We start from the raw sequence: 14,207 nt of genomic DNA on the forward strand, positions 1-14,207 counted from the left end.
ATGTCAACATCGACAACACACACACGTAAGATGGCTTATATTGCCATCCTTTCAGCCATATCATTTCTATTGATGTATGTCCAGTTTCAAATTTTACCAGGAGCGGACTTTCTCAAGTTAGATTTTTCTATTCTGCCAATCTTGATTGGTTTAGTAGTTCTTGATTTGAAAAGTTCTCTTGTGATTCTCTTGATTCGATCAGTCTTGCAGTTACTACTCAACAATAATGGGCCGTCATCCATGATTGGTATGCCTATGAATGTTATCGCTTATATCTTGTTTATTCTGGCAATGGCCATAGTTTGGAAGAAGAATCCAACTGTAAAAACCTATGTGCAAGCTAGTTTGTTGGGAACGATTAGCCTGACTCTGGGGATGTTAGTGCTCAATTATGTTTATGCTATGCCGATGTATGCCACCTTTGCCAATTTTGATGTTGGAAAAATTTTGGGTGTTGGCAATTACCTTTTTGGTATGGTACTGCCTTTTAACTTTATCCAAGGTATCATCTTTTCCGTAGTCTTTTATTTCGTTTATGGAGCTTTGAAGCCAATATTAAAGAAAATATAAGAAAAATATGTTATGCTTAGAGCATGAAACATTCACTTAAACACTATAAAAACGCTTCTTATGCAGCTCTTGCCTTTGTCATCTTGGGTTATGTAGTCAAATTTTACCCTGCTTACTTGACAGGATTTGATACAGCTGTTCAAACCGCTGTTCGTGGCGATTTGCCAGCTATAGCCAGTCGTTTTTGGACATCCATTACGGTTCTGGGCAATGTGGTCCCCCTCTTTAGCCTTGTGCTTATTCTATCCACTTTTTTCTATCGGAAGAACTGGAAGGCAGAAATCTTTTTCTTGGTGGGGAGTCTCTTTTTGATGTTAGGAGCATCGACTGCTCTGAAGTTCCTCTATCAAAGACCAAGACCAACCATTGAGTGGGTTATTAGTACTATTGGTTATTCCTTCCCTAGTTGGCATACGGCTGCGACTATGTTGGTGGCGGGAGTCCTAGTTATTGTCCTTTATCAGAGATGCCAGGATAAACTTTGGCGTTATCTGGGGCAGGGACTCGTGATTGGACTTGCTATTTTAGTTGCTCTATCCCGTATCTATATCGGAGTTCATTTTCCAACTGACATCATTGCCGGATGGTTACTAGCCTTAACTTTACTGCTAGGTTTGTATCCCACCTATGATCGCTATCGCTTTACTTGGCGTTTTCAAAGCAAACAAAAATAAGTTTGAGAAATTCTCAAACTTATTTTTTATTCAGTGGTTGTTTCCGCAGGTGTTGTATCTGGTTTGACAACATTTTTTACAGGCATATCTTTGACCATAGCTAAAGCGTCTTGGATGGCTTGAGTATAGAGTGTACCACCTTGGATAGTGGTATCATTATTTCCACCAAAGTGGATGTAGTCGCTGCCTTCCCAGACTTGAGGATTGGTTTTGGAAACCTTATTCCAATCAGCGATGGCAATAAAGTCATACTTCTTAGCTAACTCATAGACATACTGGGTATGTTTTTCAGCAATAGGATCATCGTAGTAAGGGGAATTACCATCATAAGGAGTAACAAGAATGAGATGGTGACCATTTGGTAAATCATCAATAATCTTGTTTAATGCCTCTTCATAATTAGGTATCGTATTGACACCCGTCGCGATGACGACCTCCTTCATCAAAGTAGAATTTTGAATATTCGTCATCATGACTTCATAGGCTTGCAGCGTATTGCGACTACCTTGGGCATCGATGATGGCATCAGGCAGGGCCGCCTGCAATTGCGGGGTTGCCCGAAGGGTCACAGAATCTCCGATAATGGTGACACCTTCGGTAATCTCAAAGGCTGAAGCTTTGCCTCTTTCCGCAAAAGTTTTGGTCTGGTGCATTTGTGTATTAGCTTGTTGGAGGCCCTTAACCAACAGGTCTGCTTCAAAAGCTCCGATTTTAGGTGCAAAGAGAGCAATACTAGTTGTTAGCAAGGTGAGAGTCAGTCCAGTTGTAGCTACCCATTTTCCATAAGGTTTTAAGGAAATAGTCATACCAAAGAGTTTTCCATCCTTGCCAATCAGATAAGGTTCCAATACATAGAAGGAGAAAGTGGCAAAGATAATGGTGAAAACAATAGTTAGGACAACGGTAACTAGATGGCCAAATAGTTGGTTGAAGATAATGTAGAAAGGCCAATGGAAAAGGTAGATACTATAAGAAATGCTAGAAATAAAACCAAGTACAGCCGGCTCCTTCCTATTAGGCAGACGCTCGTGGAGTATTCTCGCTATCACAATCAGGACAGAAGTAGCTAGACTGGATAAAAGGAGACCAAAGAGATAGGTCCAGATGCTTGTAAACTTCAGGAAGAAGAGGAGGAAGGTCATGACGGAAAGTGCTCCAACACCAGCCATACTTAGATTTTTTATTGAAACGGAGTCGCTGATTCGCTTGAAGGCAGGTGTTGTCGTTTGGATTCCTATCAAGCTTGCTAGAGCGGAACCGATAAAGAATGGGAAAATATGGGTCCAACTGGAGAAGTAGATACGGGAAAATTCGTCTACGAAGAAGCTAGAAACAAACATTGATAGGAAACTCAGGAGAGCAATAAGGCTGGAGCTAAGGAAAATGAAACCTTTGAGTTGCCCCACTCTCTCAACTTTTTTAGCCATAAATCGAACTGCTAAAATCCACGCGATATAGAAATGAATTTCTACAGCCAGAGTCCATGTATGGACAAAGAGATGAGGGGTAAATTGATTCTCATAGGAGTTACCGGATAAAATCTCAAAATAATTGGTGACAAAGCCAAGAGTGGTAGTAATCTGCTGGCCGATATTGGCAATAAAATCGTTGCGAATCAGCAGGGCTAGGGGCGTTGTGATTAGAATCATTAGCACCAGAGGTGGAAAAATCCGATAGAAGCGCTTTTTAAAGAATGACTTAAGGTCAATCTTTTCTTCGCGGGCATATTGGTCAATGAGATTGGCTGTCATCAGATAACCAGATAGGGTGAAGAACAAATCGACCCCGACAAAACCACCTGGAAAGTATTTAACAAAAAAATGATAAAGCAGGACCCAAACAAGGCCTGTTGTACGGATAAAGGCAAACCATCTAATCTTCATGCTGATAAATCCCCTGTTTAAATCTTCCTTCATAGACAGTTTTTGTCTGAGTTGTTAGTTTTCCTTGACCATCTGCCTGGCCTTTTTTAAATTCACCAACATAGGTCCAGCCTTCCTTGGCTATAAATTTTCCCTTACCATCAAAAAAGCCATTATTAAAGTTGCCTTCGTAGATATCTCCATTGGCAAAAGTCACCTTACCCTGCCCATTCATTTTATTGGTTTGGACATTTCCATGATAGATAATGTTCCCATTATCCAAAGTCAAGGTCTTTTGGCTAGGAATACGCCCGATAAAGAGAGTTAGGGTGCACAGGATAATCAGGCCTAGAGAGGCCCATTCAGCATTTGTTCGGGTTAGATGGGGCTTGATGTTGCTTAGCAGTCCATCTAGATTAAGTGGAATCTTTTTCATTTTATTATCTCTTTCTGATTGCTTGCTCCTATTTTACCATTTTATGAGACATTCTACAAAAGTATCAGGCTATTTTTTCAGGAAATTTAGCCAATCTTGGCAACCCTTGATTACTTGCTGATAAGTAGCTTCAAAGCGACCAGTATAGTAGGGGTCGGGAACACCTTGCTTATCGAAAAGTAGGATTTTTTTCTGACATTCAACCGGAGCCATAGCCAACATATCACGCACATTTTGCTCATCCATCCCAATCAAATAATCAAATTCATAAAAATCAGATTTAGCGAGAGGGATTGAACGTTTATGCTTGTCATAGGAAATGTGGTGTTCCTGAAAAACACGAAGAGTCCCTCTATGGATAGGGTTGCCATGCTCCCAGTTAGAAGTAGCTCGACTCTCGATATAGACTTGATCGGTCAAGGATTTCATCACAAACTCAGCCATGGGGCTACGGCAGATATTTCCCAAGCAAACAAAGGCAATTTTTTGCATCAAGTTCTCTCCTTTCTCTATATATCCTATTATACATCAGCCGGTCAAGGACTTCAATGAAAAGGAGGAAAAGCTCCTTAAAATATGAAATCACTACTTACTAGTAAGGCTCCTTAACAGTTTGAGGCTGTGAAGGTTTGGATATGATATAATGAAGAGAATAATAGAACATAGGAGTAGGTTTTGGGATGAAAATAGCAATTTTTTGTGGAGCGAATTTGGGTCATCATCCCATTTATGAAGAAAAGTCATTGATGTTGGCAGATTGGATGGCCTCAAGGGAGTATGATTTGGTCTTTGGTGGGGGTAAGGTTGGTCTGATGGGGGTTATGGCAGATCGTATGATAGCACATGGTCGTGAGACGATTGGTGTGATGCCAATTTTCCTTCAGGAGAGGGAAATAGCCCATGCAGGTTTGAGTCAGTTAATCATCGTATCAGATATGCACGAGAGGAAGGCGAAGATGATGGACTTGTCCCAAGCTTTTATTGCTCTTCCTGGTGGTCCAGGTACTCTGGAAGAAATTTCTGAAGTGATTTCCTGGTCCAGAGTGGGGCAAAATGACGGCCCTTGTATCCTTTATAATATCAATGGCTATTATGACTCATTACAAGCGATGTTTGAACACATGGTAGAACAAGGTTTTCTTAGTCAGGCTGATCGGGAAAAGGTTTTGTTCACTGACAATTTAGCAGAGATCGAGACCTTTATCCAAAATTATGAGGCACCAAGTATCCGAGAATATTAAAAAAACCAGGTTATTCCTGGTTTTTATGGTTTATTTGAAACTGTAATCTTTGATGACTTCAATACTGTTGATTGTAATGTCATTGGTTGGTTTGTCGTTGGCATCTGTCTCGCTACTAGCAATCTTATCCACAATATCCATGCCTTCGATGACTTGCCCAAAGACTGTGTAGCCTCCATCCAAGCTTGGGTTTCCACCGTTTTTATAAGCTTCGATAATCTTACCAGGTGTTTTTCCGCTGCTTAGTTGACCAGAAGCATCGGCTGGATTTTGATTGATAAAGAACTGGCTGCCATTGGTGTCTGCACCGGCATTAGCCATTGCGAGAGCGCCACGGATGTTGTAGAGGAAGGCAGAAATTTCATTTTTAAAGCCATTGCCTGCGTCGATTTTCTCATCTTTACCAGCCCAGATTGAGTGACCGCCAGTACCCTTGCCCTCAGGGTCACCCCCTTGAATCATGAATCCGTTGATAACACGGTGGAAAATAATGCCATCGTAGTACTTTTCCTTGGCGTGAGTCAGGAAGTTTTCAACAGCCAGTGGAGCTTCCTCTGGGAAGAGCTTGATGGTGATGTCACCAGCGCTCGTTTTTATCTTGACAGCTGCTTCATTGTCAGCAATATCTGTGGATAGTTGCGGGAAGTTGGCCTTTGGATTGTTGATTGCGTAGGCCAGGTCTTTAGCATAGTTGTCAGAAGAGCTACTTTCTGTGCTGGTAGAAGTTGCTGTTGATGAGCTATCCACTGTGTCCGTTTTAGAAGAGCAAGCTGCTAAGAGGAGGCTGGATGCGAGTGCTAGGCATAGAATTTTTTTCATAGGGAACCTTTCTGGAGATAGATTTGTATATGTTTAGAGAGGAGTTGCTTTTTGGTCAATATTCAAAAAAATACACCAAAAATAGTTGTCTCTACTACAGACTTCATTATACCATAATCAGAGAAACTGTGTTATACTGGGCCAATAAAATGAAAGAGAAAGAGGATGGTTTGATGGCACTGTATGATGATTTTGAGGTGAAACCCTATATTTCCCCTCAGCGTGATGTAGCAACTGAGGATTTCAAACCAGTTCCACGTAAAAACATGAGTCTTTTAGCTGATGGCCTCTTACCTGGAGATATTATTCTCTTGTGGCGGATTCGTTTTGGAACATTTGCTAATGACACCATTTACAGCAAATATTTTGAATATTCCTATGGTATCAATGGTCCTGCTCACATGCAACAGTTAATTAAAAAGGGCTATGCTTATGAAGAGTCGGCCTTTGACTCCCTCAATCATGTGTCTGCGTCCTCGAAAAAGAATATTTTAAAAAGTAAGAATATCAAGGGCTTATCTAAAATGAAGGTGGCTGATCTGGACCAAGCTTTAAAGGACCACTTTTCTGAGCAAGAACTGGGAACATATTTTACTGTTCGTGGATATGCCTTGACAGCAAAAGGTGAGAAGGCCATTGATGATCATCCACAGGTGATTGACCGCCATCCCAAGAAGAACTTCTAATTTTAGTTTCCAATTTCATTTTTTGAAGATAGCTGCACCAGATTGGTGCATTTTTGTATTTCTCCTGAAAAATAGCTAAAAATATGATAAAATGAAATGATACTGTGTAGAAGAGGATATTATGTCTAAGAAGATGAAAAAAGGGAAGTCAACTCGCCGTCCAACCAAGGCTGAATTGGCTCAAAAAAAGAAAATCCAAGCTATTCTTTTTCGGATTGGCTTGCTCTTGGTGTTAGCCCTTGCTGCTAGTCGATTGGGCCTAGTTGGGGTTACTACTTACAATTTGTTGCGTCTGCTAGTAGGTAGTGCAGCCTATATCTTAATCGCCGGTTTGGCTATCGGTGTTCTTTTTTGGCACCGTCTTAGCCGGCAAGAGGGAATGCTTTCAGGCTTTTTCCTTTTTCTTGCTGGAGTTTTATTGGAATTTCAGGCCTATTTAGACCTAGTATACAAGGGGAATCAGCTCTTTCACAATACTATTCGTTTAGCCTTTCAGGAAATTAGGCTAGTACAGGTAAAAGAATTTTTAGGTGGCGGTCTGATAGGTGGTGGCTTGTATATGCCTGTCTCTTTCCTTTTTGCCAATCTAGGAAGTTTCTTTATTGGTGGTCTATTGATAGTCTTTGGTCTTTTCTTTATGAGCCCTTGGACAGTTTATGATTTGGCGGATGCCTTTGCCTACCTTAGAGAGCAACATAAGGTTAAAAGTGCGATTCGTGCAGAAAAAAAAGCAGTCAAACAAGCTAAAAAGAATGAGCAAAAAGCGATCAGAGAAGCGCAACGCTTAGAGGAAGAAGCAGCCTATGAAGCAGAATTGGAAGCTCAAAGACAGGCTCGCATGCTGGAAGAGTTGGAAAAAGATGTTGATTTGGAAACAGGTGAAATCTTAGAACCAGATTTAGACCCAGAATGGAGTGAAGAAAGAGTTCCCCTATCTATTCAAGCTGAATCAGCACCTAGAACGGAACATTACGAGGAAGAATTCCCCATCCATTTAGCACAAGAAGAGATTCTTGTGGATGATGCCAGTGTGGACGATGACATGGAAGAAGTAGCGATTGACTTCCAACCAAAGCGTCGCTTATCTTACCAACTGCCAACGGTTTCTCTTTTGGCTCCTGTCAGAGTCAAAAGTCAAGCCAATGAGAAAAAGATTGTCCGTGAAAACATCAAGGTTTTGGAAGATACATTTGCCAGCTTTGGTATTAAAGTAACCGTGGAACGGGCTGAAATAGGTCCTTCGGTGACCAAGTATGAGGTCAAGCCAGCTGTTGGTGTCCGTGTCAATCGGATTTCTAATCTGGCCGATGACTTAGCATTGGCTTTAGCTGCTAAGGATGTCCGCATTGAGGCACCTATTCCAGGGAAATCTTTGGTCGGTATTGAAGTACCTAATTCGGAAGTAGCGACGGTGCCATTCCGCGAACTTTGGGAACAATCCAAGACGGATCCTAATAAGTTCTTAGATATTCCCTTGGGTAAAGCTGTTAATGGCTCGGTTCGCTCCTTTGACTTGACCAAGATGCCTCACTTGTTGGTGGCTGGTTCTACTGGTTCAGGAAAGTCAGTTGCGGTCAATGGTATCATTGCTTCTATTTTAATGAAAGCTGGACCGGACCAAGTCAAGTTTATGATGATCGATCCGAAAATGGTAGAGCTCTCTGTCTATAATGATATTCCCCATCTTCTGATTCCTGTTGTAACCAATCCTCGCAAGGCCGCGCGTGCCCTACAGAAGGTCGTTGATGAGATGGAGAAGCGTTACGAGCTCTTTAGTCATGTAGGAGTTCGGAATCTTGAAGGTTATAACGCTAAGGTAGAAGAGTATAATCGACAGTCAGCAGAAAAACAAATTCCATTACCATTGATAGTCGTTATTGTAGATGAACTGGCTGACCTTATGATGGTGGCTAGCAAGGAAGTAGAAGATGCCATTATTCGTTTAGGACAAAAAGCACGAGCAGCTGGTATCCACATGATTTTGGCGACCCAACGTCCATCAGTTGATGTCATTTCTGGTCTCATTAAAGCCAATGTACCATCCCGGATTGCTTTTGCGGTTTCTAGCGGTACAGACAGCCGAACCATTTTGGATGTAAATGGAGCCGAAAAACTCCTTGGCCGTGGAGATATGCTCTTTAGCCCAATTGGAGAAAGCCACCCAGTCCGTCTGCAAGGATCCTTTATCTCGGATGGAGATGTAGAGGCTATTGTGACCTTTATCAAGAATCAGGCCGAAGCGGAATACGATGAGGCTTTTGATCCTGGTGAGGTATCAGATGCGGACTTTGATTCTGGCACAGGTTCATCAGGAGATGACGGGGGAGATCCCTTATTTGAGGAGGCACGAGCTTTAGTAGTAGAAACTCAAAAAGCCTCCGCCTCTATGATCCAACGCCGCCTATCTGTCGGCTTTAACCGTGCAACCCGCCTCATGGAAGAGTTAGAAGCGGCTGGCGTCATCGGCCCAGCAGAAGGGACCAAGCCAAGAAAGGTATTGGAAACACAATGATGAAGTTAGATACGATTCACCATATCGCAATTATCGGTCGCAACTATGAGAAAACTCATGATTTTTATGTCAATAAACTAGGCTTTGAACAGCTGGATGAGCACATTCGACCAGAGAAAAAGGACATCCTCTTCAATATCCGAAAGGGAAATCTAGTCTTAGAAATTTTCATCAAGGAAGATGCACCTTTGCGACCTGCTATTCCCAATCCTGAACATACAGGTTTAAGACATGTAGCCTTTCGGGTGGACAGCGTTGAAGAATGCCTGGCTCAGTTTGACCAGCTTGGTATTTCGCATCAGGGGTTGCGCAGGGATGACTTTGATGGGAAGAAAATGGCTTTCTTCTTTGATCCAGATGGTCTTCCATTAGAAATTCATGAATGAAATAAGGTCCCGTTGTTGAAACGGGACCTTTACTTACATTAGAAAAAGAGAAATAGTCATAGCTAGGTAAATTAAGAAGGTTAAGAGAAAACCTGCTCGCCAAAAGAGTTTGAAAAATCGGGAGTAGGTAAAATCCTTTCTTTTCCAAAGGAAGATACAAGCGATGGCAATGGTCAGTATTGACAAAGCCAGAAAAAGATGAGGCAGGAGACTATGATAGTAGGCCTTGTCTGTAATCAGATAAAACTCGAAAACAAAAAGAGGAAAGGCAATATCTGCAAAGTTCCACCCCTTTTTTTGTAAACGCAATAGTTTGACAAGGATAATGGAAATCGTAAAATTTAAAATGATAAATAATATGGCAGCAAATTTCAAGAATGTCATAGCCTTATTCTATAAGAAAAGTTAGAAAAAGTAAACATTTAGCTTGCTTTTTCTTGAAAATCCTGTATAATAAGAAGGTATGTGTAAATCACATATTTGTGGGAGGTAAAAATCTGATATTACCGCCAAAACCACAATAGGAGGATTTTATATCATGGCTAAAAAAGTCGAAAAACTTGTAAAACTTCAGATTCCTGCAGGTAAAGCTACTCCAGCTCCACCGGTTGGTCCAGCACTTGGTCAAGCAGGTATCAATATCATGGGATTCACTAAAGAGTTCAACGCTCGTACAGCTGACCAAGCTGGTATGATTATCCCAGTTGTTATCTCTGTGTATGAAGATAAATCATTTGACTTCATCTGTAAAACACCACCAGCTGCTGTTCTGTTGAAAAAAGCTGCAGGTGTTGAAAAAGGATCAGGCACACCGAACACTGCCAAAGTTGCAACTGTGACTCGTGCACAAATTCAACAAATTGCAGAAACTAAGATGCCAGATTTGAACGCTGCAAGCCTAGAAGCTGCTATGCGTATGATTGAAGGTACTGCTCGTTCTATGGGATTCGCTATTGCTGACTAATCAGTGAGAATTCCGATTACCCGCAGACTTCATCGATTCTCGATGGGTGACGTGGGAGATGATCTCGATTTAACCACATTACAAGGAGAATATTAACATGGCTAAAAAAGGCAAACAACTACGTGCTGCTCTTGAGAAAATTGACAGCACAAAAGCCTACAGTGTAGAAGAAGCTGTAGCACTTTCAAAAGAATTAAACTTTGCAAAATTTGATGCAACTGTAGAAGTTGCATACAACTTGAATATTGATGTTCGTAAAGCAGACCAACAAATCCGTGGTGCAATGGTATTGCCAAATGGTACAGGTAAAACTTCACGTGTCTTAGTTTTCGCTCGTGGTGCTAAGGCTGAAGAAGCAAAAGCTGCTGGTGCAGACTTCGTTGGTGAAGATGACCTCGTTGCTAAAATCAACGGTGGTTGGTTGGATTTCGATGTTGTTATCGCAACACCAGATATGATGGCTCTTGTTGGTCGTCTTGGTCGCGTGCTTGGTCCACGTAACCTGATGCCAAACCCTAAAACTGGTACAGTAACTATGGATGTTGCTAAGGCAGTTGAAGAGTCTAAAGGTGGTAAAATTACTTACCGTGCTGACAAAGCAGGTATCGTACAAGCCATCATCGGTAAAGTTTCATTCGAAGCTGACAAGTTGGTTGAAAACTTCAAAGCCTTCCATGATGTGATGGTAAAGGCAAAACCAGCTACTGCAAAGGGTACTTACATGACTTCTGTAACCATTACTACCACTCAAGGTGTTGGTATCAAAGTTGACCCAAATTCACTTTAAGAAAATAGAGAGCACAGCTTAGGCGGTGCTTTTTTCTTCTTTTTTGGGAATAGTCACCAGGGTTTTGGTTTTACAAGTGACAGGGAAAAGTTTATAATGAGGTTTCAGACTAGTAAAAATGAAAGAGAAGAACATGTCACAAAATAGTAAACAAAGCCATCAGCAGGAAACGATGGTGCGCGGAATGGCCTGGCTAACAGCTGGGAACTTTATCAGCCGTTTACTGGGGATTATCTATGTGATTCCCTGGTTTATTTGGATGGGAGAACACAGATTTGAGGCAAATGCCCTCTTTAATATGGGCTATCAAGTTTATGCGACTTTTCTACTTATTTCGACAGTTGGTTTGCCAACAGCTATGGCCAAGCAAATTGCCAAATACAATGCTCTAGATAGACAGGATGTTTCCTATTATCTGGTTAGAGAGTTTTTTAAGCTCATGCTGGTTTTAGGCCTGATCTTTGCAGCTTTTATGTATCTCTTTTCTCCTATTTTAGCTGCGATGTCTGGTTCTAAGGAACAACTGACGCCAGTCATGTACAGTTTGGTTCCACCTATTCTTATATTCCCTGCTATGAGTATTATGCGTGGTTTTTTTCAAGGTCACAATAATATGAAACCATACGCTATCAGCCAAATTGTAGAGCAGATTGCGCGTGTCATTTGGATTTGGGGAGCCACCTTTTTCATCATGAAGATAGGTTCCGGGGATTATCTCAAAGCCGTTGTGCAATCAACCTTTGGTGCTTTTGTCGGCATGATTGCCAGTATTGCTGTCCTCGTTTTTGCCTTGCAAAAAGGTGGATACATTGCACGGGTTTTAAAAAAGCCAGAGTCAGTTATTTCGATTGATTTAAAGGCCTTGATTATTGAAACAGTTAAGGAAGCTATTCCGTTAATCGTGATTGGTTCTGCAATTCAAGCTTATCAATTTGTAGATCAAATCACCTTTGTCAACTTTATGAAGGCAACTACCAGCTTGTCTAAAAAAGAACTATTGGTAGATTACTCCTACATGCTCTCTAATCCTAGTAAGATTACCATGGTTATCATCGGAGTAGCAGGTTCAATTGGTAGTGTGGCTATTCCAATGATTACAGAATCTTTTGTGAAAAAAGATATCAAGGGTACTTCTACCCTCATTACGGATAATATTCGAATGCTTGCCATTGTGATTATTCCAGCCATTGTAGGAACAGTCATTCTGGCTAGACCACTTTATGTTGTCTTTTATGGAGCATCAGAGTCAACAGCTATCGGATTATTCAGGGCTAATTTGCTATTGATTTTATTACAGGGTCTCTATACTCTCTTTGGAGTAGTGATTCAGGGGATTTTTGAAAATCGTAAGGGAATCATCTTCTTCATCACTGGCTTAGTTGTCAAAATCATCCTTCATTTTCCTTTTATCTATTTCTTCCATGCTTACGGACCACTCTTGTCAACGGCGGTCGGCCTCTTTGTATCCAATGCTTTGATTTTCCGTCGTATCGATAAAGTGGTAGGGATCAACAAGACTGCCGTTAAGAAAAATATCATGGGTATCAGCATCCTCTCCCTCATTATGGGGCTAGCTGTCTTTGTTCTTGAATGGGCACTGAGTCAGGTATTGCCGCCAGTCGGTCGGATGAGTAGTCTGGTCCATCTTCTGTTAGTTGGGTCAGCAGGAGTAATGATTTACGGTTATTTGACACTGTGGACGCGGCAATTAGACAGACTAATTGGTGCAAAAGCAGATGCTTTGAGACGAAAATTACATATATCTTGATAAAAACCTGGAAACAGGTTTTTATTTTTTGATAGAGATAATACTATTTAAAAATGAGATTTTATGGTAGAATAATAAGGATAAAAAAGAGGAGTATGATAATCAGATGAAACCAAAATACGAACGTATTCTCATTAAATTGTCGGGAGAGGCCCTTGCAGGCAAGCGTGGTACAGGAATTGATTTGCCGACTGTTCAGGCGATGGCGAAGGAAATTGCCGAGGTGCATGATTCAGGTATCCAAATTGCCTTAGTGATTGGCGGTGGAAATCTCTGGCGTGGTGAGCCTGCGGCAGTGGCGGGTATGGATCGTGTTCAAGCCGACTATACTGGCATGTTGGGAACGGTCATGAATGCCCTCGTTATGGCGGACAGTTTACAACAGTATGGAGTAGATACGCGAGTGCAAACGGCCATTCCCATGCAGAATGTAGCAGAACCCTACATCCGTGGACGGGCGCTTCGTCATTTGGAAAAAAATCGGATTGTTATCTTTGGAGCAGGAATCGGCTCCCCTTACTTCTCAACAGATACTACAGCAGCCCTGCGTGCAGCTGAAATTGAAGCGGATGCTATCCTCATGGCAAAAAATGGTGTTGACGGGGTCTACAATGCCGATCCTAAGAAGGATGCTAATGCAGTGAAATTTAATGAACTGACTCACCGTGAGGTCATCCATCGTGGTCTGAAAATCATGGATGCAACTGCCTCAACCATCTCTATGGATAATGATATTGACCTAGTCGTTTTCAACATGAATGAACCAGGCAATATAAAACGTGTCGTATTTGGCGAACCGATTGGAACAACAGTTTCAAATAAAGAAGAAAAATAAAAAAGAAGGAAATCCTATGACAAAAGAAATCATTTCAAAAGCTCAAGAGCGTATGGCTCATTCACACCAAAGCTTGGCACGTGAATTTGGCAATATTCGTGCTGGTCGTGCTAATGCTAGTTTGTTGGACCGCATTTCGGTAGAATATTATGGTGCCCCAACTCCTCTTAATCAGTTAGCAGGAATTACGATTCCTGAAGCCCGTGTCTTGCTGATTACTCCTTTTGATAAGTCTATTTTAAAAGACATCGAACGTGCTCTCAATGCTTCAGACCTTGGTTTGACGCCACAGTCAGATGGTACGGTCATTCGTCTGGTGATTCCGGCCTTGACAGAAGAGACACGTAAGAGTTTGGCGAAGGAAGTGAAAAAAGTGGGTGAAAACTCTAAAATTGCTATCCGGAACATCCGCCGTGATGCGATGGATGAGGCTAAAAAAGCTGAAAAAGCCAAGGAAATTACTGAAGACGACTTGAAGACACTTGAAAAAGACATTCAAAAAGTAACAGATGATGCTATCAAGACCATCGATAAAATGACTGCAGAAAAAGAAAAAGAACTCTTGGCCGTTTAAGTTGTCCACTGAATGGATGGAAGATGTCTCCTCTTTTCAATCCATTAGAAATAGTGAGTCAATCCAAATTCGGGTTGGCTTTCTTTTAGAAAG

16 protein-coding genes are annotated in these 14,207 nt (G+C 41.5%); 11 read left to right on the forward strand and 5 right to left on the reverse strand.

Annotated features, from left to right (window positions below):
- The gene (locus F602_RS0105575; protein ID WP_018166974.1) at nucleotides 1-570 is read left to right on the forward strand and encodes an ECF transporter S component; all 570 of its coding nucleotides are present in this window, start codon (nucleotides 1-3) and stop codon (nucleotides 568-570) included.
- 23 nt (nucleotides 571-593) lie between these two features.
- Complete coding sequence (locus F602_RS0105580; RefSeq protein WP_018166975.1) at nucleotides 594-1,244, forward strand: phosphatase PAP2 family protein; 651 nt, start codon at nucleotides 594-596, stop codon at nucleotides 1,242-1,244.
- A gap of 26 nt (nucleotides 1,245-1,270) precedes the next feature.
- Here F602_RS0105580 and F602_RS0105585 read toward each other — a convergent pair whose 3' ends face one another.
- The 3 genes from F602_RS0105585 to F602_RS0105595 form a co-directional block, all read right to left on the reverse strand.
- Nucleotides 1,271-3,127: an acyltransferase family protein gene (locus F602_RS0105585; RefSeq protein WP_018166976.1), complete on the reverse strand. Its 1,857-nt coding sequence runs from the start codon at nucleotides 3,125-3,127 to the stop codon at nucleotides 1,271-1,273.
- Entirely contained in the window at nucleotides 3,117-3,542 is a 426-nt protein-coding gene (locus F602_RS0105590; RefSeq protein WP_018166977.1) for an MORN repeat-containing protein, read from the reverse strand. Before F602_RS0105590 ends, F602_RS0105585 begins: the two co-directional genes overlap by 11 nt.
- A gap of 69 nt (nucleotides 3,543-3,611) precedes the next feature.
- Nucleotides 3,612-4,034, reverse strand: a complete 423-nt coding sequence (locus tag F602_RS0105595; protein WP_018166978.1) for a low molecular weight protein-tyrosine-phosphatase — start codon at nucleotides 4,032-4,034, stop codon at nucleotides 3,612-3,614.
- A gap of 188 nt (nucleotides 4,035-4,222) precedes the next feature.
- On the opposite strand from F602_RS0105595, the gene F602_RS0105600 reads away from it, so the two are divergent.
- Nucleotides 4,223-4,783 (forward strand): LOG family protein, encoded by a 561-nt coding sequence (locus F602_RS0105600; RefSeq protein WP_018166979.1) that lies wholly within the window; start codon nucleotides 4,223-4,225, stop codon nucleotides 4,781-4,783.
- Between the two features lie 30 nt (nucleotides 4,784-4,813).
- Here the strand turns inward: F602_RS0105600 and F602_RS0105605 are convergent, their stop codons facing one another.
- Entirely contained in the window at nucleotides 4,814-5,602 is a 789-nt protein-coding gene (locus F602_RS0105605) for a peptidylprolyl isomerase (protein WP_018166980.1), read from the reverse strand.
- A 173-nt stretch (nucleotides 5,603-5,775) separates the two neighbouring features.
- Here F602_RS0105605 and F602_RS0105610 point away from each other — a divergent pair, with 173 nt between their 5' ends.
- The 3 genes from F602_RS0105610 to gloA2 all read left to right on the forward strand — a co-directional run bounded on the left by F602_RS0105610 (nucleotide 5,776) and on the right by gloA2 (nucleotide 9,186).
- On the forward strand, nucleotides 5,776-6,288 hold the full coding sequence (locus F602_RS0105610) for a hypothetical protein (RefSeq protein WP_245537562.1): 513 nt from the start codon (nucleotides 5,776-5,778) through the stop codon (nucleotides 6,286-6,288).
- Nucleotides 6,289-6,409: 121 nt separating this feature from the next.
- The gene (locus tag F602_RS0105615; protein WP_018166982.1) at nucleotides 6,410-8,800 is read left to right on the forward strand and encodes a DNA translocase FtsK; all 2,391 of its coding nucleotides are present in this window, start codon (nucleotides 6,410-6,412) and stop codon (nucleotides 8,798-8,800) included.
- Complete coding sequence (gene gloA2 / locus F602_RS0105620; RefSeq protein WP_018166983.1) at nucleotides 8,800-9,186, forward strand: SMU1112c/YaeR family gloxylase I-like metalloprotein; 387 nt, start codon at nucleotides 8,800-8,802, stop codon at nucleotides 9,184-9,186. Before F602_RS0105615 ends, gloA2 begins: the two co-directional genes overlap by 1 nt.
- Nucleotides 9,187-9,219: 33 nt before the next feature.
- Here the strand turns inward: gloA2 and F602_RS0105625 are convergent, their stop codons facing one another.
- Entirely contained in the window at nucleotides 9,220-9,570 is a 351-nt protein-coding gene (locus F602_RS0105625; protein WP_018166984.1) for a DUF3397 domain-containing protein, read from the reverse strand.
- 154 nt (nucleotides 9,571-9,724) lie between these two features.
- Between F602_RS0105625 and rplK the strand changes: the two genes are divergently transcribed.
- The 5 genes from rplK (at nucleotide 9,725) to frr (ending at nucleotide 14,114) form a co-directional block, all read left to right on the forward strand.
- Nucleotides 9,725-10,150 (forward strand): 50S ribosomal protein L11, encoded by a 426-nt coding sequence (gene rplK / locus F602_RS0105630; protein WP_018166985.1) that lies wholly within the window; start codon nucleotides 9,725-9,727, stop codon nucleotides 10,148-10,150.
- 97 nt (nucleotides 10,151-10,247) lie between these two features.
- Nucleotides 10,248-10,937 (forward strand): 50S ribosomal protein L1, encoded by a 690-nt coding sequence (rplA, locus tag F602_RS0105635; RefSeq protein WP_018166986.1) that lies wholly within the window; start codon nucleotides 10,248-10,250, stop codon nucleotides 10,935-10,937.
- 133 nt (nucleotides 10,938-11,070) lie between these two features.
- Nucleotides 11,071-12,705, forward strand: a complete 1,635-nt coding sequence (locus F602_RS0105640; protein ID WP_018166987.1) for a putative polysaccharide biosynthesis protein — start codon at nucleotides 11,071-11,073, stop codon at nucleotides 12,703-12,705.
- A 106-nt stretch (nucleotides 12,706-12,811) separates the two neighbouring features.
- The gene (gene pyrH, locus F602_RS0105645; protein ID WP_018166988.1) at nucleotides 12,812-13,540 is read left to right on the forward strand and encodes a UMP kinase; all 729 of its coding nucleotides are present in this window, start codon (nucleotides 12,812-12,814) and stop codon (nucleotides 13,538-13,540) included.
- A 16-nt stretch (nucleotides 13,541-13,556) separates the two neighbouring features.
- Entirely contained in the window at nucleotides 13,557-14,114 is a 558-nt protein-coding gene (gene frr, locus F602_RS0105650) for a ribosome recycling factor (protein WP_018166989.1), read from the forward strand.
- Nucleotides 14,115-14,207: the final 93 nt, after the last annotated feature.

This window comes from Streptococcus minor DSM 17118, assembly GCF_000377005.1.
GTDB classification, from domain to species: domain Bacteria; phylum Bacillota; class Bacilli; order Lactobacillales; family Streptococcaceae; genus Streptococcus; species Streptococcus minor.